This window comes from Exiguobacterium sp. s168, from assembly GCF_018619035.1.
Classification (GTDB): Bacteria; Bacillota; Bacilli; order Exiguobacteriales; family Exiguobacteriaceae; genus Exiguobacterium_A; species Exiguobacterium_A acetylicum.
On record NZ_JACSNE010000001.1, the window covers coordinates 246819 to 268428 of the forward strand.

The following is a 21610-nucleotide window of genomic DNA, read 5'->3' on the forward strand; positions in this document are numbered from 1 at the left end:
ACAGGGACAGAAGGACGATATTCAATTATTCCGCCTTCTTTTCCGCATGCATTTATTTTGGAGAAGAAGGCGTTTTCCTTTTGTCCTCCCTACACACGTAAGGAGAGAACACAATGCACACAATGGGTCCATTACTCAAAAAACAACAAGCTGGAGAGAAGCTTGTCATGTTGACGGCGTATGATTATCCTTCAGCAAAACTATCGGAGGCAGCAGGGGTTGATATGTTGCTCGTCGGCGATTCCCTCGGGAACGTCATCCTCGGCTATGATTCAACGATTGCCGTCACGGTCGACGACATGGTTCATCATGCGCGTGCCGTTCGCCGCGGCGCACCACAGACGTTCATGATCGTCGATATGCCGTTCGCAAGCTATCATGGTTCATTTGATCGCACGCTTGAATCAGCAGCCCGCATCTTCCAAGAATCACAGGCAGATGCCTTGAAACTAGAAGGGGCAGGGGAAATCTTAAAGACGATTCGTCGTTTGACGGATGCTGGGATGCCTTGCGTCGCGCATCTCGGATTAACACCACAATCCGTTGGCGTTCTTGAAGGATTCAAGGTCCAGGGGAAATCACTAGAAGCAGCCGAACAACTGATTGCAGACAGTTTGGAAGCAGAGCGTGCCGGAGCGAAGATGCTCGTGCTCGAGTGTGTGCCGCATCCGCTCGCGAAACGGATTCAAGAGCTCCTCTCGATTCCCGTCATCGGAATCGGTGCCGGCGCAGAAGTCGCCGGTCAAGTACTTGTCTATCATGACATCTTGACGTATGGCGTCGGTCGTTTACCGAAGTTTGTTAAAGCGTACACGGACTGGAATACTTCAGGAACGGAAGCAATCGCAGCTTACGTCAAAGACGTCAAAGCCGGTGCCTTCCCTGAACTAGCACATTCGTTCCAGATGGACGAAGAACTGATTGGTGCGCTTTATGGAGGGAACAAGGAATGAAGATTATCGAGGACGTCCAGACGTTACGCGAACATTTAGCGGGAGCCGGTTCAATCGGTTTTGTACCGACGATGGGATTCTTGCATGAAGGGCATGCTTCCTTGCTCAAACAAGCACGACAAGAAAATGATGTCGTCGTCTTGAGTATTTTCGTCAACCCGACACAATTCGGACCAAACGAAGATTTGGATCGTTATCCACGAGACGCAGAACGGGATCAGAAAATCGCGGAGGCAGAAGGAGTCGATTATCTGTTCTATCCGACGAACGAGACAATGTATCCGCTGGATATGGCCCGTGTTACGGTCCGCTCCGGTGATGATGTCTTATGCGGAGCATCACGACCAGGGCATTTTGACGGTGTCTTGACGGTCGTCAGTAAACTGTTGAACGTCGTCCGTCCAACCCGTGCGTATTTCGGTCTGAAGGATGCACAACAGCTCGCATTGATCGAAGCGTATGTCGCTGATTACTTTGTTCCGGTTGAGATTGTCCGTTGCCCAATCATTCGCGAAGCAGATGGTCTAGCGAAATCGTCACGTAATGTCTATCTATCGGAAACAGAACGTGCGCAAGCACCGGGAATCCAGCAGGCGTTACAACAAGCGAAACAAGCACTCGATCAAGGGGTGCCGGTTGAAACGGTTCTCGAGCAGACTCGCGAAGCACTTCAATTCGAGGGGACCACGATCGATTACGTCGAAGCTGTCGACTATCCATCACTACGACCTGTCACTGAACAAACGACTACGATTCTCTTAGCTGTCGCCGTGCAGTTCGCATCGGCACGCTTGATCGATAATTTACTATATACGAGAGGAGCATGACGATGTTACGCACATTCATGCACGCTAAACTACACAAGGCCCGGGTCACCGAGGCAAACTTACACTATGTTGGTTCGATTACGATTGATGAAGATTTACTCGATGCTGTCGGAATTCTTGAAAATGAAAAAGTCCAAGTGACGAACAACCAGAACGGTGCGCGGATTGAAACGTATGCGATCAAAGGTGCGCGCGGTTCAGGTGTCATCTGTTTAAACGGTGCGGCAGCACGTCATTTCCAAGTCGGGGATGAGGTCATCATCATGGCGTATGCGCAATTGTCGACGGAAGAAATCGCGACACATGTCCCAAAAGTGGCTGTTCTAAATGAGCAGAACGACATCAAACAAATGTTATCTCAAGAAATCGCCCACACGATCTTATGAAATTTTAGAGACCCGATCATGTCAGCGGGTCTCTTTTTTTGTTAAGATGAAGAATGAGATGCCGTCCGATCATGGAGAGGATGGATAAAAGGTGGAGGATCAGTGTTGAAGAAAAAGTACGTCGTAGTCGACCTGGAAACGACAGGTCATTCCATAAAGGCTGGCGATGAGATGATTGAGATCGGCATGGCGGTCATTGAAGACGGGCAGTTGACAGAACAATTTTCTGCCTTCGTGCGTCCGACCCAACCGATTCCTCCGTTCATTTCCCAGTTGACGGGCATCACAGATGAGGATGTCAAAGAGGCCGAGACATTCGATGTCATCGCACCGCGTGTCTTATCATTGCTCGATGGTGGTGTCTTCGTCGCACATAATGTGCAGTTCGATTTAAACTTCTTAAACGATGCGTTAGAAGAGGAAGGATACTTGCCGTACACAGGTCCTGTCATTGATACGGTCGAACTCGCACGAATCTTACTTCCGACAGCAGAAAGCCACGCGCTGTCGCATCTGTCAGAGTCATTACACCTTGCCCATCAAGAGGCGCACCGGGCAGGGAGTGACGCTTCGGCGACGGCTGAATTGTTGCTTGAACTACTCAAACGACTACATACGTTGCCGCTTGAGACATTGAAGCACTTAAGACGTTTATCACCGCGCCTGTTCAGTGCCATCGAAGAGGAAATCGACCATGCGATTCGTTTAGTCGGTATCGAAGAGGATGAGCGATTCGATCGTTTTCGAAAAATCGCTTTGAAAAAACGCCAGACGATAGAGCGGTTGGCACATCCACCCGTCCTTGAACCGTTTGGACCATTCGTTGATGAATTGAATGCCGTCACGTTCCCTCGTCTATTCGAAGGATATGAAGAGCGACGTGGGCAGCTCGAGATGATGCGTCATGTCTATCAATCGCTCGATCAAGAAACACCGTTGCTCGTCGAAGCAGGGACGGGAACAGGAAAATCGCTCGGTTATCTTGTGCCTGCAGCGCATTACGCACTCGAACATGAAGTACCGATCGTTGTCAGTACGCACACGATTCAATTGCAGGAGCAATTGTTCGCGCGTGATTTACCGCTCTTGCGTCAGCTGTTCGAGGCACCGGTCCAGATTGCATTACTTAAGGGACGAAGTAACTACATTGATTTACGGAAATTCGAATTTTTCTTGAATGATCAAGAGGATGCCTATAACTTCACGCTCGCAAAAGCGATTCTGCTCGTCTGGTTGACGGAAACAGAAACGGGAGATTTAGAAGAAGTCAGCTTACCAGGCGGTGCTGCGCAAGGCAATATCGGCATCAAACAGTTGATCCAGTCTGATAGCCAATCGCAGCTTGGACGGTTTGACCCATGGTACAGCCGGGACTTCTTCCAACACGCGATTCGCCAGGCAAAGGATGCGACGATTATCGTTACGAACCACGCCTTGTTGTTTAGTGACCTTCAATTCGAGGCAGGGGTCTTACCGAAAGGAAGTCCGTTGATTCTTGATGAGGCGCACCAGATCGAAGAAGTCGCGAGTCATCACTTTGGTCTCGTCTTTGATGGACATACGTTTGATCGTCTGTTCCGACAACTCGGATATTCGTCCGACAAAAAATTGTTACACCGCTTGCTCGATCTGTCGGAAGAATGGGACATCGCCGAGATGGTCGAAGCCCATAGTGAGACAGTCGATGAGGCGTTGACGACATTGCTCGAAGAGGCGGACGGGCTGTTGATGATCATTCAAGCGTACGGGCTCGAACTGGCTTCCCGCAAAGCACGTCGGGAAGGGATGGTCAGCATTCGCTTCAAGCGACTCGACCGTTCGATGCGTGCTGTTCAAGAGAGTGCCAAGCGGGTTGAATTAGTGTTGCGTCGTTTGCGTCAAGCAATCCGTGCGATTCATAAACTATTCCACGAACACCGTGAGCAGATGAGTTATCGGGAGCGTTCACTCGTCGCGGATTTAAAAGCGATCACGTCTCAAATCGAAGAAGCGGAGCTCGCCATCTTCGAGACAATGCTTGCTCCGCACGACGATACGGTATCTTGGATCGAAACGTCCGTTAAGAATCGAAAACTGACACGCGTGTATACACAACCAATCGATATTTCAGAGCGACTACGTCGCGATGTCTTTTCGAAACGGACGTGTATCCTGACGTCTGCGACGTTGACCGTCTCGAACAAGTTCCAATTCATTGAGAACCGATTAGGACTTGATGCGTTTGAGACACGTCGATTCGTCGTTCCGTCACCATTCGGATATGCCGATAACGTGCGATTGATGATTCCGACGGATCTTCCGCTCCTACAGGATGTGCCATTGCCGGAATTCGCAGAGACGATTGCAGAAGCCATCTTACAAATCGCAGAGGTGACGGAAGGGCGGATGCTCGTCTTATTTACGTCAAACGATTTACTTCGACTGACGCATGAAGCGACGAAGCCGTTACTACCTGACCGGTTTACGTTACTCTCGCAAGGGGTCACGCAAGGTTCACGGCAACGACTGATGAAACAATTCAAACAACTCGACGCCTGTATCTTGTTCGGAACAGCTAGTTTTTGGGAAGGGGTCGATATCCCAGGAGATGACCTCAGTTGTCTCGTCATCGTCCGGCTTCCGTTTGCACCACCGGACCAACCGATTGTCCAGGCACGTTCGGAACGGATCGAAAAACTCGGGAAATCATCATTTTTCGAATACAGTTTACCGCAAGCCATCATTCGCTTTAAGCAAGGATTTGGTCGCTTGATCCGGACGACGAACGACCGAGGTGTCGTCTTCGTACTCGATCGACGGATCGAGACGACACGTTATGGAAAACGGTTCGTTACGAGTCTGCCGAAAGTGCCTGTTTTATCAAAACCACTTGATGAACTAACGGCAGAACTAGAATTGTTCTTGAATGATGACGATTGAGTCTATTCAGATAAACCCTATCGCATTATAATAGATAGAGAAAAATGAGGGAGGACATACAGATGGATTCAAAAATTGAAACACTTGCGACCGTCAAAGTGAACCGCCATGAGGATACGTATAAAATCGTAGACTTGTTGAATCGGACACTGAAAACGGAAGATTTAATGTTCGGTCTTGCTCTCGATGAAAAAGACAAGGAGCAGATGGTCTTCACCATCTACCGCACATGAAGTGGAAAATCACGCTCGGTCTGCTGAGTGCACTCATCCTTTTGACTGTGCTTGGCACCGCCGTTTATCAGGTGACGATTGCTGAGGCAAAAGACCGGGAACAGAGCGTCGCCGAGCAAGCAGAGGCACGTCTGAAAAAAGAACTCAAACCGACGGACGTCCGGTTCGAGTCTGTCTTTAACGGGAAACGTCAATATGTCGTTTTTACGATGAAGCAGAACGGACAGGCGGTACGGGCGTTCGTTCCGAAAAAAGGAACGATTGAGGCACGACCGGTTGCTGATGGTATTGCCATCAAAACGGTCATCGCGGATCATCCGGAACTCGGAGACATCGTGTCTGCTAAGTACGGATTTGAGGATCGTGCCGTCATCGAGATCGTTTCAAAGACGACGACAGGTTATGATTATTCGTATTACACGTATCAAGAAGGTTCTTTCATCAAACGATTACGAATCAAGTAAAGGGAGTGGGCGACATGTTATCGAAACGCGTACGACAATTGACACCATCTACAACGCTAGCCATCACAGCGAAAGCCAAGGCACTACGTGAAGAAGGTCAAGACATCATCGGTTTAGGTGCGGGAGAGCCCGACTTCAATACACCGGAATTCATCATCCAAGCAGCATTCGAGGCAGCAGAAGCGGGCGATACGAAGTATACGCCGTCTGGCGGAACGGTTGCCTTGAAGGATGCGATCATCGAAAAAACACGCCGGGACTTATGGATGTCATACGAACGTTCGGAAGTCATGGTCGCTTCAGGAGCAAAACATGCACTTTCGACGTTGTTCCAAGCGATTCTTGATCCAGGCGATGAAGTCATCGTCCCAGCACCATACTGGGTCAGTTATCCGGAGCAAATTAAACTCAGTGACGGTGTACCGGTCATTTTAGAAACGGACGAATCGTCTCGCTTCAAAGTGACACGGGAATTGCTCGAGCAACACATTACTCCAAAAACGAAAGCACTCGTCTTGAATTCACCATCGAATCCGACAGGAATGGTCTATTCGAAAGAAGAGCTCGAGATGGTAGCAGATGTTGCGATCAAGCATGATCTACTCGTCATCAGTGATGAGATTTATGAAAAGTTGCTCTATAACGGTGCGACACATATCTCGATCGCGTCCTTGCCAGAGATGCGCGAACGGACGGTCATCATCAATGGTGTCTCGAAGTCCCATGCGATGACAGGCTGGCGGATTGGGTATGCAATCGGACCGAAGGAAATCATCTCAGCGATGACAAACTTAGCGAGCCATTCGACGTCGAACCCGACATCGATTGCGCAAGCAGCATCGGTTGCTGCGTATGCAGAAGGCGATGCACCGGTCGAAGCGATGCGTGTCATCTTTGAGGAACGACTTGAGAAAATCTATGCACGACTCAATGAAATCAAAGGATTGACGTGCTTGAAGCCGGAAGGGGCATTCTATTTGTTCCCACATGCAAAGCAAGCTGCTGAGATGTGTGGATTCGATAATGTCGACGACTGGTGTACAGCTGTTTTATCTGAAGCGAAGGTCGCCTTGATTCCAGGTTCAGGATTTGGTGCACCGGACTATGTCCGCCTATCTTACGCGACGGACCCGGCACGTGTCTTAGAAGCACTCGACCGGATTGAAGGATTCATCACGGCACATACAGCCGTTTAATAGAGAGAGGATGTTGACTGTTGAAAGCAATGATTCGAGATGTAAACAAATATGTAGGAGAAGAAGTGACGATCGGGTGTTGGTTAGCAAACAAACGCTCAAGCGGTAAGATCGCCTTCCTCCAGCTTCGGGATGGCTCTGGATTCATGCAGGGTGTCGTCGTCAAAGAAACAGTCGGTGAAGACTTATTCAAACAAGCAAAAAGCTTAACGCAGGAATCGTCACTTTGGGTGACAGGTGTCATCAAATCAGACGGCGGTCGGACAGCGATCGGTCATGAAATGGAAATCTCTAAGATTGAGCTCATCCATGAAGCAGTCGATTATCCGATCACTCCAAAAGCACACGGAACGGATTTCTTGATGGACAACCGTCACCTCTGGTTGCGTTCAAAGCGTCAACATGCGGTCATGGTCGTTCGGAACGAATTGATTCGAGCGACGTACGAATTCTTCAACCAAGAAGGATTCATTAAAGTGGATCCACCAATCTTGACAGGTAGCGCGCCAGAAGGAACGACAGAATTGTTCCACACGAAATATTTCGATGAAGATGCGTACCTTTCACAATCTGGTCAGCTCTACATGGAAGCGGCAGCAATGGCACTTGGAAAGGTCTTCTCGTTCGGTCCAACGTTCCGTGCTGAAAAATCAAAAACACGTCGTCACTTGATCGAATTCTGGATGATGGAGCCTGAGATGGCATTCCACGACCACGAGATGAACCTCGAAGTCCAAGAAAACTACGTTTCGCACCTCGTGCAATCGGCACTCAAAAACTGTCGTGCGGAACTCGAATTACTTGGTCGTGACTTGACGGTCCTTGAGAATATCAACGCACCGTTCCCACGCGTCAAGTATACGGAAGCAATTGACATGCTCAAGGAGCAAGGATTCGACGATATCGAATTCGGCGATGACTTTGGTGCACCACACGAGACAGCAATCGCGAACAGCTTCGCACGTCCTGTCTTCATCACGCACTGGCCAAAAGCGATCAAACCGTTCTACATGAAAGAAGATCCGGAAAACCCAGACTTCGTTTTATGTGATGATTTGATTGCCCCAGAAGGATACGGGGAAATCGTCGGTGGTTCACAACGTGAGGAAGATCATGAGAAACTTCTCGCGGAGATGAAGAAACACGGTCTTGACGAGACGGGTGCCTATAAATGGTATCTTGAAACACGTCAATACGGTTCTGTGCCACACAGTGGTTTCGGTCTTGGTTTAGAGCGGACAGTCGCTTGGATCACAGGCGTCGAGCACGTTCGGGAAACGATTCCGTTCCCACGTCTGCTGAACCGTCTCTATCCTTAAGCAGTAAAGAAAAACATCGACCCATCGTCTCGACGGGTCGATTTCTTGTTTAGACTAGAGAATCGAGGAAATACGATGAATCATAATTTAGTGCAATTATTTGAAGAAGGGACCGTCGTCTTACCGAAACGATTGTTCACCGAGGCAAAACGGTTAGGCATCAGTTTTGTCGAGTTCACATTGATTGGTCAACTGTTTGCTTGTCGGGCGGAAGGCATGGAAATGCCGTCACCGGAAGAGTTAAGCAATCGACTCGGACTATCAGAGACGGAAACAATCGAGACGACTCTCGGTTTATTGCAAAAAGGATTACTGGCAATGGAAAACGTCAACGGATCAGAACGTTATTCGCTTGTTCCGCTGTACGAAAAGCTGATGGCACCACCGGAACAGGAAACACCGAACTTTGATACGATTAATCCGTCCGTCTTCCAACAATTCGAACGGGAACTCGGGATGATGTCACCGTTTCAGATGGAGCAGATCATTCAGTGGTTGACGATCGAGAACATTTCGGAAGAACTGGTGCTTGCCGCACTTCGAGAAGCGGTCTATCATAATGTCCGTAAAATGACTTATATCAATCAAATTTTACGGACGTGGGAACGTGAAGGGATCAAGACGCTCGAGGATCTCGCAGGGCGGGGAGGTTGAGTAGATGTTACGAAAAGCAGAAATCGATCGGATTGAAGCAACGCTAGAAGAGATGTTTCCAGATGCATTTTGTGAGTTGATTCACCGTAATCCGTTTGAACTTGTCGTCGCGGTCGCACTCAGTGCACAAGCGACCGATGTGCTCGTCAATCAGGTGACGCCTGGATTATTCGCGGCGTATCCGGATCCTGCTTCGCTTGCTACGGCACCGGTCGAGGAAATCGAGGATAAAATCAAACGACTTGGATTATACCGGAATAAAGCAAAAAACATCAAGGCGCTTGCGGCACAACTCCTTGCGCAACACGATGGAGAAGTCCCGACGGAACGCGCCGGGCTCGAAGCATTACCTGGCGTTGGACGTAAGACGGCGAACGTCGTCTTGTCTGTCGCCTTTGATGTACCGGCATTTGCGGTCGATACACATGTCGAACGTGTCTCAAAACGCCTCGGGATCTGTCGCTGGAAGGATAATGTCACGCAGGTCGAAGCGACACTCATGCGCCGTTTCAAACGGGAGCGGTGGTCAAAGCTCCATCACCAATTCATCTTCTTTGGACGGTATCACTGCAAGGCACAACGTCCGAACTGTGAAGCGTGCCCGTTACTTGATATGTGTCGAGAGGGAAAAAAGCGGACAAAAGGACTAGCTACACCATAAAAAAGTGGATCCGAGACCGGATCCACTTTTTTTGCATATCATCCATTCCAAGGAGTATCGGACCATTCACGACGCTTTTTCGTGATCGGTACTTTTTTGAATCCCCAGTTTCGGAAATCTTGGTCCGGGCTATCACGGCGAATGTAAATCTTATCTTTGATGGCTTTAAAAATCCGGTTTTCGTCCCCATAATGGACAAACCGCGGTTTTACCTCGATGACACCACGACGGACGCGAGATAAAGGTAAGCAGACCAAGTCGGCAATCTCAAGACCAGATTGGTAGAGGTCGCTGTCTTTTTCAGCAAAGATGAAGCCTTTGATTTTTTGACGGCTTTTTTCGACGTCGAGATGGACCGTTCCCGAATTGAAGATATCGAAGAACGCCTTTTGAATGAGCAAGTTTTGATAATCATCACGGCTCTCAAGGACGACACGCGCACTCGTTGCTTCTGTCTCATCAAGGAAGGAATAAAACGACTTCATCAGATGGGCGAAGGCAACGACATACGGATCCTTCGGTGTCGAGAAGAAGTCTTGTAGCTTCTGTTTATCGACTTCGACACTGACGATCGTACAATCGATATCAACTAAAAATTCCGGCAAGGCGATCCAGAAATGTCGTAGCATATCGATCGTGATGCCATCTTCTTTACCGTACGGATGCTCAGCTTTTAAAATCTCTTTCAAATGAAGGGGAATATGTGGATCTTCAAAAACTTTTGCCTTAAAATCCATCAAACGTTGACGAAGCGGACTTGGTTCACCGGTCTCATCCGAATCGATGGCATATTTATATTCCATCAAGACACCCGTTAAGTTGAATTGTGTATTCCCTTTCGGTGTCCCAGTTTCGTCGACGAACATGATGTATTTCTTCGGGGCAGGGGTTGAATTCTTAGGAAATCCTTTGACGTCAACGCCTTTGACGTTCGATTGTACCCGTTTGTTCAAATGAATCTCCTCCAGTTGCACAATAATTACACAGTCTTTTCGAAAGAAATGCTCTTGATGCCACTTTACACGCTAGGCGATTGAAAAGCTATAGCCTGATAAGTGAAACCGTAGAAACATTCCCTCGTATGATTAGGTGTTCGACTTAAGGAAGATAATTCCTGTTTTTTAATCGTTATTCTTCACCATTCATCAAGCGATCGATATACCGAACGGATTTAATTGTTTCATTGAAGCGCTTCAGACTCGTTTTCGGCTGAAATGCTTGGACGGAAATTTGCTTCAGTTGATCAACGGCGCTTTCGACCATGCTAGGTCGTAAGTAAGGACTATCTTGGGCATTCGTTTGCCACTGTGCAATCAGTTGATCCGCTCGTTCAACGAACGGTACGACGTCTCGATTGAAGTCATATTCGGTTCCGGCACGTCCTTCTTGATAAATACGTTCAATCTCTTGTAATAACGGTTCAATTGTCATTGGTTTTTAACTACTCCTCTCGGCCGATACGGTACAATCACATATCATGGTACAATAAACGCGATAGGAGGGGAATCGTTTTGAATTACCCGAATGGGAAAAAATTTCAAAAGCCACTCGAGTCGCAGGGAACCCGAATCAAGAAGGCGCGATCAACCGATTCAACCTTTTCAAATCGAGGGATGACGCTCGAAAAATTATTGAATGAAAGTAATACGTTTTACTTGACCCATAATCGGGCAATCATTCACAAGAAACCCACTCCGTTACAAATCGTCCAAGTCGATTATCCAAAACGGTCGGCAGCGGTCGTCAAGGAAGCCTATTTCAAGCAACCGTCGACGACGGACTATAACGGTGTTTATCGCGGAAAATATATTGATTTCGAAGCGAAGGAGACGACGAACAAAACGTCCTTCCCGATAAAAAATTTTCACCCCCATCAAATCGCACACATGCGCCAATGTGTCGAACATGGAGGAATTTGTTTTGTCATCATTCGTTTCAGTCTGTATAATGTGCAATATGTGCTTTCAGTCGAGCACGTGTTCCCCTGGTGGGATCAGCTAGAAAGCGGACGAAAATCAATTCCGCTGACGGTCATTGAACGAGACGGTATCAAAGTCGAGACTGGCGCGTACCCTGCCATCGATTATTTAAAGGCAGTGGACGAACTATATTTCAATTCAGACACTTTTTGATTGAAGGAGAAGGATAGCATATGGAAAGAAGTCGTGTCGCACGTCGTGAAGAGACGAAGTCATCTGAGAAAAAGATGAAACGGACGAAACGTCCCCAAAAGAAAAAGTCAGGTGGAGGTTCCGGTGGAAAAGGACCCCTTTGGAAAAAGTTATTGCTGATTGCTACTGGACTATTCATCGTCATGATGTTGGTCGGAGGCGGATTTGCCGCTTACGCGATTGCTACGGCACCTGAGCTCGATGAGACAGAACTTCGAGATGCTTTGCCATTGAAAATCTATGCGAGCAATAAGGAAGAGATTACGAAAGGCGGAACGAGTCGAGAATACGTATCAATCGATGAAGTACCGGAAGTCGTTAAAGACGCATTCATATCGATTGAGGACCGTCGTTTCTATCAGCACAACGGAATCGATTTCCGTCGTCTGGGCGGAGCCATCATCGCGAACGTGACAGATGGATTCGGATCAGAAGGGGCTTCGACGATTACGCAACAGGTCGTCAAACAGTCGTTCCTCAGCTTTGATAAGACGATTACGCGGAAAGTGCAGGAGCAATGGCTCGCGATTCGTTTAGAGCAGGACTATACAAAAGATCAAATTTTAGAGATGTACTTGAACAAAAACTATTATGGTCAAAACTCGTTTGGAATCCAGACGGCTTCAAAGGCTTACTTCAACAAGTCTGTTGATAAGTTGAATTATGCGGAAGCCGCGATGCTTGCAGGACTCCCGCAACGTCCGACAGCTTACGATCCAATCAAAGGAGATCCAAAGCTAACGAAATGGCGTCAGACGCAAGTTCTCAATGCGATGCAAACGACAGGCGTCATTACAGAAGCACAACGGGATAAAGCAGTCAAACAACCGATTTCGAAATTAATCAATCCGGCACCGAAGTCAACGAAGGATGAGTCCTACGATAGTGTCATCTTCGACATGGTGTCTAAAGAGTTAGAAGATGATTTTGGTCTTGAAGGTAAAGATATCTATGGTCAAGGGTTAAAGATCTATACATCGATTGATAAACCGATGCACGACTATATGAATGAAGCCATTAAGAAAGACCAAATCGTTCAGTTACCGGAATACGCTGAAACAGCTGCGACAGCAGTCAACACGCAATCAGGAGAAATCCTTGCGGTCGTGGATGGTAAAAATCCAGGTAAAGGAACGGCGCGACGAAACTTTGCGAATGAACCGCATCAACCGGGTTCGTCTGCTAAACCATTCTTTGCCTATGGTCCAGCAATCGAGAACGATAAATGGTCGACTGCGAAACAATTGACGGATAAACCAACAGAAGTCAACGGTAAAGAGATTGGAAACTACTACGATGGATACCGTGGCACGAACACGATTCGTCACTGGTTAAAAATCTCAGCAAACACACCAGCCATCCAAACGTACCAAGAAATCGGTGGTGATTCAGTCGAAGCATTCGCTGAAAAATCTGGTTTGAAAATGAAAGATGATGAGTCGATTTCTCCAGCGTATGCGATTGGTGGGATGAAACACGGTTTCAATACGACGCAGATGGCTGGAGCTTATGCAACACTTGGTAACGGTGGCGATTATATCAAACCACACGTCATCAAATCGATTGAGTACAGTGATGGATCAAAAATCAAATCACCGATCAAATCGAAAAAAGCGATGGAAGACTATACAGCTTATATGTTGACGGACATGCTTCGTGATGTCTTAAAACCAGGCGGTACGTTCCCAAGTGCTGGATTGTCATTTGATGCAGCCGGTAAGACCGGAACGACGAATGCCTATAAAGATGTTTGGTTTGCAGGATATACGTCTGATGTCTCAATCAGTGTTTGGACAGGAACGACGAAATCTGGAAATAACAACGGATCTGGACTCAGTGGTCCGTATAACAGTACGATGGCACAGCAAATCTGGAAAGATTTCATTACAAAAACGCGCGATCGTACGCCAGCACCATTTGAACAGCCTAGTTCCGTCCTCAGTATCGGAAACGAATTGTACGTGAAAGGGACGAAGGAACCTGTCGTTGAAAAAAAGACGGTACCCGCTCCGACTGGATTACAAGCATCTTACGATGAAGACACAAAGAGCGGTGAACTGACTTGGAACTATAATGATGCTGCGCTTCGTGCCAATGGCTATGATGATGTATCGTTCGAAGTGACGATGACAGATGCTGACGGCGAAACATCAACGATTGGTACGAGTACGACGAATCGAATCGCCATCAATGGATTGAAGCCAGGACGATCGACGTTCCAAGTCGTAGCAAAAGCTTCTGGAGAAGAATCAGGTCCGGTCTCGACAACGGTCACGGTCACGGATCCTGAAGCAGAAGAACCGACAACGGATGAACCGACAACGGATGAACCGACAACGGACGAACCAGCGACGGATGAACCAGCGACGGATGAGCCAACGACGGACGAACCGACGACGGACGAACCAACGACGGATGAGCCGACAACGGACGAACCGGCCACGGACGAACCGACAACGGACGAACCGACGACGGATGAGCCGGTAACAGACGAACCGACGACGGACGAACCAGCAACAGATGAACCGAATTCAAATGATGGCGCAAACGCGCAAAACAATTCGAATGGTTCGACGGAACGAAATAACAACAATAATTCGAATGATAGTGGAGATGACTCTGAAGAGTAATGAAAGATCATCACCTGTAAAGCAGACAAGACCAAAGACGAGTAGATCGTTCTTTGGTCTTGCCTCTTTTTTTGTATAATGAGAAGTGGAAGGAAGTGAAGGTATGCAAGCGAAACAAACGCTCGTTGCATTTCTCGAAGAACTGAAACAGGACCGCTCGTTCATGGAGCGGATTACGTATATGAAAACGATGGAAGCGACAGCTGGACGCTACGTCGATTTTCCAGAACAACTACCGGAACGTTTGCGGCAAGCGCTACGTACACGTGGAATAAACCAGTTATACCGTCATCAAGGGCTAGCGTATGAACGTGTACAAGCGGGAGAGTCGACGGTCATCGTCACGCCGACTGCCTCCGGAAAGACCTATTGTTTTAATTTACCGGTCTTATCGCATTTGCTAGAGCATCCGAACGCGCGAGCGTTGTATCTTTACCCGACAAAAGCTCTCGCACAAGATCAAAATAGTGAGTTACTGGAACTGATTGATCAATTAGAAGCGCCAATCCGTTGTTTTACTTATGATGGCGACACATCTCCCACGATTCGGACAAAAGTGCGAAAAGCAGGAAACATCGTCATTACGAATCCAGACATGTTGCATTCCGGGATTTTGCCACACCACACCAAATGGATCGAACTATTTGAGAACTTGAAATACATTGTCATCGATGAGTTACACACGTACCGTGGAGTGTTTGGTAGTCATGTCGCGAATGTGATTCGTCGGCTCCGACGAATTTGTCGTTATTACGGCAGTGACCCGGTCTTTATCATGACGAGTGCGACGATTGCCAATCCAAAGGAGTTAGCAGAGCGGTTAACAGAAAAATCAGTCGGTCTGATTGATGACAACGGTGCACCGACTGGTCGTAAACATTTTCTCGTTTATCAACCGCCAATCGTCAATGCACAACTCGGGATACGACGTTCAGCGACACTCGAGACGAAACAATTAGCGATGCGTTTCATCAAAAAAAAGTTCCAAACAATCGTCTTTGCACGTTCACGCGTCCGCGTCGAAGTCTTACTGACGTATTTGCGAAGCATCTACCCACATGAACTTGGTCCACGATCAATCGAAGGATATCGAGGAGGCTATTTGCCAAGTGAACGTCGCGATATCGAACGTCGGTTACGCCAAGGAGAAATCACGGGTATCGTCTCGACGAATGCTCTCGAACTTGGTGTTGATATTGGTCAACTGCAAGTCTGTATCATGAACGGTTACCCGGGAACGATTGCTTCACTCTGGCAACAAGCAGGACGAGCGGGGCGCCGCCAAGATGATGCGTTGATCATTCTTGTCGCTTCTTCAGGGATGCTCGATCAATACGTCGCAGAACGTCCAGAACTGTTCTTGAACCAGTCACCTGAAGCAGCACGACTTGACCCGGATAACCTGATCATTGCTGTCGATCATGTCAAATGTGCAGCGTTCGAACTCCCCTTTACAAAAGGAGAATCATTCGGGTCGCTTGAGACGGAGGATATCCTTGAATACTTAGTCGAGGAACGCGTCTTGCACGAACGAGGCGATCGCTTTTATTGGATGAACGATGCGTTCCCAGCACACGGGATTTCGCTTCGATCGAGTGATCAAGAGAACGTCATCATCGTCGATCAGACCGAAGTACCGAATCGGGTCATCGGTGAGATGGATACGTTCAGTGCAATGACGTTGTTGCATGACGAGGCAATCTATTTGCATGGAGCCGACCAATATCAAGTCGAACATTTGGATTTTGAAGAGAAAAAAGCCTTTGTCCGTGCTGTAGACGTCGATTATTATACAGATGCTAATTTTTCAGTCGACCTTTCCGTACTCGAAGAAGATGAACGATACGCAGAGGGAGAATATAGTGTTGCCCGTGGCGATGTCAGTGTCCGGGGGATGGCGACGATGTTCAAGAAGATTAAATTCGGTACGCATGAGAACATCGGGTCGGGTCCGATTCACTTACCGGAACGAGAAATTCACACAACAGGTGTCTGGTTCACTTTACCTGATCATGCACGTTCTTCGACGGAGCTCGAACAAGTGTTAGAAGGGGTCGCGAATAGTCTACGGCGTGTTGCACCACTTTATTTGATGTGTGATGCCAGTGATGTCTTCGTCGTGCCGCAAGTCAAGGCGACTCACACACAACAGCCGACCGTCTATCTGTATGACCGTTACCCGGGTGGTGTTGGACTCGCCCAGTCGATTTATAAGCAACGCGGTGTCATGTTGCGTGCCGCCCGTGATTCAATCGTCACATGCCCTTGTCAGGACGGTTGTCCTGCTTGTATCGGTATGGTCGGCGTATCAGACGAGAAAGAACGAACGATTCAGTTGTTAGCAGAAATGGAGAAGGAACTATCATGAAAAATCGTCTTAGACGAATGCTGAAATCTACATCAGACGTCGCACCAGATGCTCCTGCGTCCTCCGCTTCTGAAGCGGAAATAGCGGAGACCACAGTCGGATGGACTGACGAACAGCAAGCCTGGATTGATCGTGGAGCCGATATCTTGACGTTCGAAGAAGAGTGGATCGTCAGGATCGACAAGCGATATGCATTAACAGATCGGCATGGAGATCGAAGTTTTGCTGAAGTGTATGAGTCCTTACAGCTTCCTCATCCGCCACTTGCACTGGATGTTCCACTTGAGCAAGTCATTTTCTTTGATACGGAAACGACAGGATTACGAGGAACCGGAACGACGATCTTTTTACTCGGGTTCGCGCGCTTTGAGCAGGGTGGATTGCTGATGCGGCAATATTTCTTACCGCATCCGCACTTTGAAGCTGCCTTTTACCATCACTTCCTGCATGATATCGGAGATGATGTCCGCTTCGTGACCTATAACGGGAAAAGCTTTGATTGGCCGCAAATCAAGACACGTCATGTCTTCGTTCGGGAACGTGTTCCTCGTTTGCCGAAAGTCGGTCATCTTGATTTACTTCATGTTGCGCGACGGATCTTTAAAGGAATGTATGATTCCTATCGGTTGACAGCGATGGAAGAGCGGATCGGATTCGAACGGGAAGGGGATTTACCTGGATTTTTGGCACCCATGCATTACTTCCAGTACGTCGAACACCAGCATCCGGATATCATGACAGGGGTCTTGCAACATCATCTGGATGATTGTTTGACGCTTGTCGGACTCTATGATGCATGCAACCGACTCGTCACACATCGAGCGGAGGCACCTTCTCCGATTCAAGAAAACATCGCGATTTGGCTGGCAGATCTCGGAATTCATGAAGGATCACACGCTCATTTTCAACAAGTCAAAGAACTATCCGCAGAAGGATGGTTGCGCCAAGGTTATTTGCATAAAAAAATGAAGAACTATGAACTAGCTCGAGATTGTTTCTTGAAGAGCAACAGTTATTTAGGGTATGTCGAACTTGCGAAGTGGGCAGAGCACATTGCAAAAGATCCAGTGCTTGCTTATGATTATACGGAACGAGCACGACAACACGTCGAGCGACATCATTGGTTGATTACTAAAAAAGAACGAATCTTGGCAGAGCTAGATCATCGAGGACGTCGGTTAAAAAGGAAGTGTGACGCGTGAAAGTTATCGCCATCACAGGTTACAAACCCAATGAACTAGGTATCTTTGATCAAAAACATCCTGGTATCCGGATCTTAAAGGCAGCATATCGAGAGCGGATGATTCGCTTAATTGAGGATCGAGGTACAGAGTGGTTTATCACGAATGCCTCACCGGGTTGCGAAATCTGGGCATGCGAGGTCGTGCTTGAATTAAAGGAAGAGTATCCACATATTCGTCTCGGTATTCTTTTGCCGTTCTTGGAACAGGAAGCACGCTGGAAAGAGCCAGTTCAAGCGCAGTACCTCTCCATTCTTGAACAAGCTGACTTCGTCGAAGCAATCAGTCAGAAACCGTATACGGATCCATCGCAGTTACGCAATAAAACCGAGTTCATGATTCAAAAAAGCCAAGGATTATTGTCGGTTTTTGATGAAGAACATGGAGGATCGGCGAAATTTTTAGTAGAGCGTGCTAGAATAGAAATGGAACAATCCGATTATCAGTTGTTTTTAATTACACAAGATGATTTATCTTGGCTCGAACAAGAATTACAATACAATGATCAGTGGGAGTGAAGAGGATGTATAAGCCATTGTTGACAGCGGACGATATTTACAAAAAGGAATTCAAAACCGGCCTCCGTGGCTATGTCATCGAGGATGTCGATGGATACTTGGATCAAATCATTAAGGATTATGAAGGATTCGAACGTGAGATCGAACGTCTGAAGAAAGAGAACGAGGCGTTAAAACAAGCACCAGCACAACCGGTAAAACGTGAAGAACGCCGCGTCGAACAAGCGGAGCCACAAGTATCAAGTTCATCGAACTATGACATGTTACGTCGTATTTCGAATCTAGAGAAGGCCGTTTTCGGACGTCCGCACCAAGATTGACGCATCAAAAAAGACATTTCTGTCAAATCAGAAGTGTCTTTTTTATTTCCTTCTTTTTGAAAGAATCGTCATCTGAACGAAAACGGTGTTAAGATAACTAATAATACATACTACAAAGGATGATGAACCATGTTACAAGTCATGACTGCTTCTGTTCCTGAACCACCGCGCCGTCGTTTTTTTGCAAATAAACAAGTGAGTACGACGACGAGTGAAACGGATGCACTCTGTAATGAAATCCGTCATGTTTGTCGTTTTGATTGGATGTTGTTTGATCGGATTCGTCTTTCTGACACGATTGTCATTCCTTTTGCACTGATTGGTCCAAAAGGATTGTTCCTCGTGTTACAAAACGATGCGGTCGTAGAATGGATGACGGAGGAATCTTGTCATATCATGGATTCTGAGCATGGAAGAAAAGTGTTTGAACCTCATCCAATCAATCAGTCGAAAAAAATCGTTCAAGCGGTTCGAAAAACGCTAAAAGAACAAGGGATCATCATTCCGATTCATGGCATCACACTTTTTCCGAATGCACCTCAGATGCGAACGGAACGAATTAAATTCCCGACGGGGCATAGCTTCAAGGATGTGCGGGCGTTCATCGTCTCAAAAAAATCCTCCCCTGTTCTAGAGCAAGAACGAAAACAAGTTGCATTTTATCTTGCACAGCAGCAGGAATGAACAAAGGCAGTGAAGCGCTCGCTTCACTGCCTTTTCGTTTGAATTCATCGTCTTGGTCGAGAAGCAAGAATGTCTTCAGCTTGATCCAAGTCTTCTTTCAAGACATACACCGCTACGCGATCATCCAAGTCTTTACTGAAACGCCGGAATAAAAACGAAGTCTTGACGCCGCGTTCGACTCGAATGTCTAAGTCAGCTGCTTCAAGTCGAGCAGCATCCTTTAATAAATCTTCTCCTTTTTCACCAAATGCTTCCCTGATCAATGACCATCGAAGATTTTCCTTCGTTCGTCTGCTGACGATGACGAGAAATGCAATGACTAAAAGAATGATTAAAACCGTTCGAACTAGCTGTATATCCATCTTTACCTTCACCTCACCTACTATCATACCGAGTTAACGCGCATAAAGTAAACGTTGTTAACGCGCATAAAGTAAACGTTCAACATACCGGGCGAATGATTTACTTTTCAAACCTTGTTGGCGATACGCGATATAACCGTCAGGGCGAATCAAATATAATCCGGATTGCTTGATGCCAAAGCGTCGTGCAAGTTCACCGCCTTGATCGACGACACCATCCTCTTTAAGGGATTGATGGATCGGTACCGTCTCAAATAGATCGGGATAGGTATAGGCGAGTTCCTTGAATGGCTCAAGAAGATCATCGGTTGCATTTTTTGGTAAGAACAGCAGCAATAAGAAATTCCGATCGGCACGACGTAACAATAGTTCGTTCTTTTTCGTCCGCGGGTGGACGACTTCACTGTAAGGCATCGGTTCACCTGGTTTTGGTGTCAATGGACTAAAGTGTCCTTGTGTGACGAAGGTCGAACTCGCTGGGTAGTGGCTGTTGAGCTGAGCAATCCGGTTTGTCACGAAATGATGTAAGGGTGCGATTTTGAGACTATTCCGAATGACTTTTTCCTGCAAGGGTAATAAAAAGGGAATGTTGATTTGCAGGAGTTCCGTCGCAAGATTTGTTGATCGTAAGATACCTTGTGCCGCTTCTCGACGTTCGACGCTGTAAGAATCAAGTAACGGAAAACTCGCCTTGAACTGATGGACACACCATAGTTTCCAAGCGAGGTTCATCGCATCAGCAATTCCGGTGTTCATTCCTTGACCACCGACGGGTGAATTGATGTGTGCGGCATCCCCAATCAAATAAATCCGATGGTGACCAAATTTCTCGATAATCCGGTTATGGACACGGAACATCGAATACCAATGGACTTTTTTTAGCTCAAACGGTACTTTGGCTCGATTTTGTAAAAAATCATCAATCGCTTTATGGTCGGTCGGAACAGGTCCGCTTGTTAGATTCCCCGTAATACGGAACAAGTTCGACTGGAGAGGAAACGACTCGATGACGCCATGATCAGAGAAGAAGATATGAACCTCTTCTGAAGAGAGCGGCCAGTCGACCTCGATGTCAGCCAGTGCCCACGATTCTTTAAACGACTTCCCGCTGAATGGAAGCCCGAGCTCACGACGGACGAAACTGTTCGCACCATCTGCTCCGATGATGAAGGAAGCATCGACCGTCTCTGTTTCCCCTTTATGTTGTAAGGAAGCAGTAACAAAAGTCGGGAATTGAGCAAACCCCGTTAATTCCGTCTCTCGTTCCACTGCATGACCGTAAGTGGCGAGTTGCGCTTCAAGAATCCGTTCTGTCTCACTTTGAGGTAACAGCGTGACGAACGGAAAGGGTGTATTCAAATCAGTAAAATCAAGTTTTGCCTGCCATGCACCATTGACATAGAGGTTTCCTTGATTGATTTTAATCGCATTCTCCATCAAGTCTTCTGCGACACCAAGCCTTGCGAACAACTCTAGAGAACGCGCTTGAATCCCGATTGCTTTTGAGACGACGGATGGTCCGCTTGCACGTTCGACGATGCGAAAGGATAATCCATAGCGCGAGAGTGCGAGTGCGAGTGTTAAACCGGTTGGTCCGGCACCGATAATGAGGACATCTAATTTTTTATTCACGGATAACCCCCCTTAATTTACATCTTAGCCAAAACTCGGTACCATTAAACTATTGATGACACGCTGGACGTG

The 21610-nt window shown here is 47.3% G+C and carries 21 protein-coding genes; 17 read left to right on the plus strand and 4 right to left on the minus strand.

Annotated features, from left to right (window positions below):
- Positions 1 to 113: 113 nt before the first annotated feature.
- From panB to nth, 10 genes are all read left to right on the plus strand, one after another.
- Positions 114 to 953, plus strand: a complete 840-nt coding sequence (gene panB, locus KNQ15_RS01280; RefSeq protein WP_029341996.1) for a 3-methyl-2-oxobutanoate hydroxymethyltransferase — start codon at positions 114 to 116, stop codon at positions 951 to 953.
- Positions 950 to 1780, plus strand: coding sequence for a pantoate--beta-alanine ligase (panC, locus tag KNQ15_RS01285; RefSeq protein WP_029341995.1), 831 nt, complete (start codon positions 950 to 952; stop codon positions 1778 to 1780). Before panB ends, panC begins: the two co-directional genes overlap by 4 nt.
- 2 nt (positions 1781 to 1782) lie before the next feature.
- Entirely contained in the window at positions 1783 to 2166 is a 384-nt protein-coding gene (gene panD, locus KNQ15_RS01290) for an aspartate 1-decarboxylase (protein ID WP_029341994.1), read from the plus strand.
- Positions 2167 to 2268: 102 nt separating this feature from the next.
- Positions 2269 to 5085 carry an ATP-dependent DNA helicase DinG gene (dinG, locus tag KNQ15_RS01295; protein ID WP_353048880.1) on the plus strand — a complete coding sequence of 939 codons (2817 nt, stop codon included), beginning with the start codon at positions 2269 to 2271 and terminating at the stop codon, positions 5083 to 5085.
- Between the two features lie 62 nt (positions 5086 to 5147).
- Positions 5148 to 5318 (plus strand): YpmA family protein, encoded by a 171-nt coding sequence (locus KNQ15_RS01300; RefSeq protein ID WP_069940825.1) that lies wholly within the window; start codon positions 5148 to 5150, stop codon positions 5316 to 5318.
- Entirely contained in the window at positions 5315 to 5782 is a 468-nt protein-coding gene (locus KNQ15_RS01305) for a hypothetical protein (RefSeq protein ID WP_029341993.1), read from the plus strand. The genes KNQ15_RS01300 and KNQ15_RS01305 overlap by 4 nt, the downstream gene beginning before the upstream one ends.
- 14 nt (positions 5783 to 5796) lie before the next feature.
- Positions 5797 to 6978, plus strand: a complete 1182-nt coding sequence (locus KNQ15_RS01310; protein WP_029341992.1) for a pyridoxal phosphate-dependent aminotransferase — start codon at positions 5797 to 5799, stop codon at positions 6976 to 6978.
- 29 nt (positions 6979 to 7007) lie between these two features.
- Positions 7008 to 8297, plus strand: coding sequence for an asparagine--tRNA ligase (gene asnS, locus KNQ15_RS01315; protein ID WP_214727346.1), 1290 nt, complete (start codon positions 7008 to 7010; stop codon positions 8295 to 8297).
- 75 nt (positions 8298 to 8372) lie between these two features.
- Positions 8373 to 8951, plus strand: coding sequence for a DnaD domain-containing protein (locus tag KNQ15_RS01320; RefSeq protein ID WP_029341990.1), 579 nt, complete (start codon positions 8373 to 8375; stop codon positions 8949 to 8951).
- 4 nt (positions 8952 to 8955) lie between these two features.
- Entirely contained in the window at positions 8956 to 9612 is a 657-nt protein-coding gene (gene nth, locus KNQ15_RS01325; protein WP_058264836.1) for an endonuclease III, read from the plus strand.
- A 38-nt stretch (positions 9613 to 9650) separates the two neighbouring features.
- Here nth and KNQ15_RS01330 read toward each other — a convergent pair whose 3' ends face one another.
- On the minus strand, positions 9651 to 10565 hold the full coding sequence (locus KNQ15_RS01330) for a DUF3800 domain-containing protein (RefSeq protein ID WP_023468614.1): 915 nt from the start codon (positions 10563 to 10565) through the stop codon (positions 9651 to 9653).
- A 175-nt stretch (positions 10566 to 10740) separates the two neighbouring features.
- On the minus strand, positions 10741 to 11043 hold the full coding sequence (locus tag KNQ15_RS01335) for a DUF1798 family protein (RefSeq protein WP_023468613.1): 303 nt from the start codon (positions 11041 to 11043) through the stop codon (positions 10741 to 10743).
- Positions 11044 to 11117: 74 nt separating this feature from the next.
- On the opposite strand from KNQ15_RS01335, the gene recU reads away from it, so the two are divergent.
- From recU to KNQ15_RS01370, 7 genes are all read left to right on the plus strand, one after another.
- On the plus strand, positions 11118 to 11744 hold the full coding sequence (gene recU, locus KNQ15_RS01340) for a Holliday junction resolvase RecU (RefSeq protein WP_214727360.1): 627 nt from the start codon (positions 11118 to 11120) through the stop codon (positions 11742 to 11744).
- Positions 11745 to 11764: 20 nt separating this feature from the next.
- Positions 11765 to 14413, plus strand: a complete 2649-nt coding sequence (locus tag KNQ15_RS01345) for a PBP1A family penicillin-binding protein (RefSeq protein WP_214727292.1) — start codon at positions 11765 to 11767, stop codon at positions 14411 to 14413.
- A gap of 103 nt (positions 14414 to 14516) precedes the next feature.
- A complete protein-coding gene (locus KNQ15_RS01350; protein WP_214727306.1) occupies positions 14517 to 16781 on the plus strand; it encodes a DEAD/DEAH box helicase in 2265 nt (754 codons plus the stop codon).
- Positions 16778 to 17983, plus strand: a complete 1206-nt coding sequence (locus KNQ15_RS01355; protein WP_069940822.1) for a ribonuclease H-like domain-containing protein — start codon at positions 16778 to 16780, stop codon at positions 17981 to 17983. Before KNQ15_RS01350 ends, KNQ15_RS01355 begins: the two co-directional genes overlap by 4 nt.
- Positions 17980 to 18540, plus strand: coding sequence for an SLOG family protein (locus KNQ15_RS01360; RefSeq protein WP_214727308.1), 561 nt, complete (start codon positions 17980 to 17982; stop codon positions 18538 to 18540). Before KNQ15_RS01355 ends, KNQ15_RS01360 begins: the two co-directional genes overlap by 4 nt.
- Positions 18541 to 18545: 5 nt before the next feature.
- The gene (gpsB, locus tag KNQ15_RS01365) at positions 18546 to 18860 is read left to right on the plus strand and encodes a cell division regulator GpsB (protein WP_023468607.1); all 315 of its coding nucleotides are present in this window, start codon (positions 18546 to 18548) and stop codon (positions 18858 to 18860) included.
- A 129-nt stretch (positions 18861 to 18989) separates the two neighbouring features.
- Positions 18990 to 19544 (plus strand): nuclease-related domain-containing protein, encoded by a 555-nt coding sequence (locus tag KNQ15_RS01370; protein ID WP_029341983.1) that lies wholly within the window; start codon positions 18990 to 18992, stop codon positions 19542 to 19544.
- Between the two features lie 44 nt (positions 19545 to 19588).
- Here KNQ15_RS01370 and KNQ15_RS01375 read toward each other — a convergent pair whose 3' ends face one another.
- Together KNQ15_RS01375 and KNQ15_RS01380 are read right to left on the minus strand one after the other, a co-directional pair.
- Complete coding sequence (locus tag KNQ15_RS01375; protein WP_214727310.1) at positions 19589 to 19906, minus strand: hypothetical protein; 318 nt, start codon at positions 19904 to 19906, stop codon at positions 19589 to 19591.
- Between the two features lie 57 nt (positions 19907 to 19963).
- Entirely contained in the window at positions 19964 to 21538 is a 1575-nt protein-coding gene (locus KNQ15_RS01380; protein WP_029341981.1) for an FAD-dependent monooxygenase, read from the minus strand.
- Between the last annotated feature and the right edge of the window lie 72 nt (positions 21539 to 21610).

Excerpts from the sequence above, each read along its gene's own strand:
- panB (WP_029341996.1), top strand. The coding sequence starts at position 114 with ATGCACACAATGGGTCCATTACTCAAAAAACAACAAGCTGGAGAGAAG.
- panC (WP_029341995.1), top strand. The coding sequence starts at position 950 with ATGAAGATTATCGAGGACGTCCAGACGTTACGCGAACATTTAGCGGGA.
- panD (WP_029341994.1), top strand. The coding sequence starts at position 1,783 with ATGTTACGCACATTCATGCACGCTAAACTACACAAGGCCCGGGTCACC.
- KNQ15_RS01300 (WP_069940825.1), top strand. The coding sequence starts at position 5,148 with ATGGATTCAAAAATTGAAACACTTGCGACCGTCAAAGTGAACCGCCAT.
- KNQ15_RS01305 (WP_029341993.1), top strand. The coding sequence starts at position 5,315 with ATGAAGTGGAAAATCACGCTCGGTCTGCTGAGTGCACTCATCCTTTTG.
- KNQ15_RS01310 (WP_029341992.1), top strand. The coding sequence starts at position 5,797 with ATGTTATCGAAACGCGTACGACAATTGACACCATCTACAACGCTAGCC.
- asnS (WP_214727346.1), top strand. The coding sequence starts at position 7,008 with ATGATTCGAGATGTAAACAAATATGTAGGAGAAGAAGTGACGATCGGG.
- KNQ15_RS01320 (WP_029341990.1), top strand. The coding sequence starts at position 8,373 with ATGAATCATAATTTAGTGCAATTATTTGAAGAAGGGACCGTCGTCTTA.
- nth (WP_058264836.1), top strand. The coding sequence starts at position 8,956 with ATGTTACGAAAAGCAGAAATCGATCGGATTGAAGCAACGCTAGAAGAG.
- KNQ15_RS01335 (WP_023468613.1), bottom strand. The coding sequence starts at position 11,043 with ATGACAATTGAACCGTTATTACAAGAGATTGAACGTATTTATCAAGAA.
- KNQ15_RS01345 (WP_214727292.1), top strand. The coding sequence starts at position 11,765 with ATGGAAAGAAGTCGTGTCGCACGTCGTGAAGAGACGAAGTCATCTGAG.
- KNQ15_RS01350 (WP_214727306.1), top strand. The coding sequence starts at position 14,517 with ATGCAAGCGAAACAAACGCTCGTTGCATTTCTCGAAGAACTGAAACAG.
- KNQ15_RS01355 (WP_069940822.1), top strand. The coding sequence starts at position 16,778 with ATGAAAAATCGTCTTAGACGAATGCTGAAATCTACATCAGACGTCGCA.
- gpsB (WP_023468607.1), top strand. The coding sequence starts at position 18,546 with ATGTATAAGCCATTGTTGACAGCGGACGATATTTACAAAAAGGAATTC.
- KNQ15_RS01370 (WP_029341983.1), top strand. The coding sequence starts at position 18,990 with ATGTTACAAGTCATGACTGCTTCTGTTCCTGAACCACCGCGCCGTCGT.
- KNQ15_RS01375 (WP_214727310.1), bottom strand. The coding sequence starts at position 19,906 with ATGGATATACAGCTAGTTCGAACGGTTTTAATCATTCTTTTAGTCATT.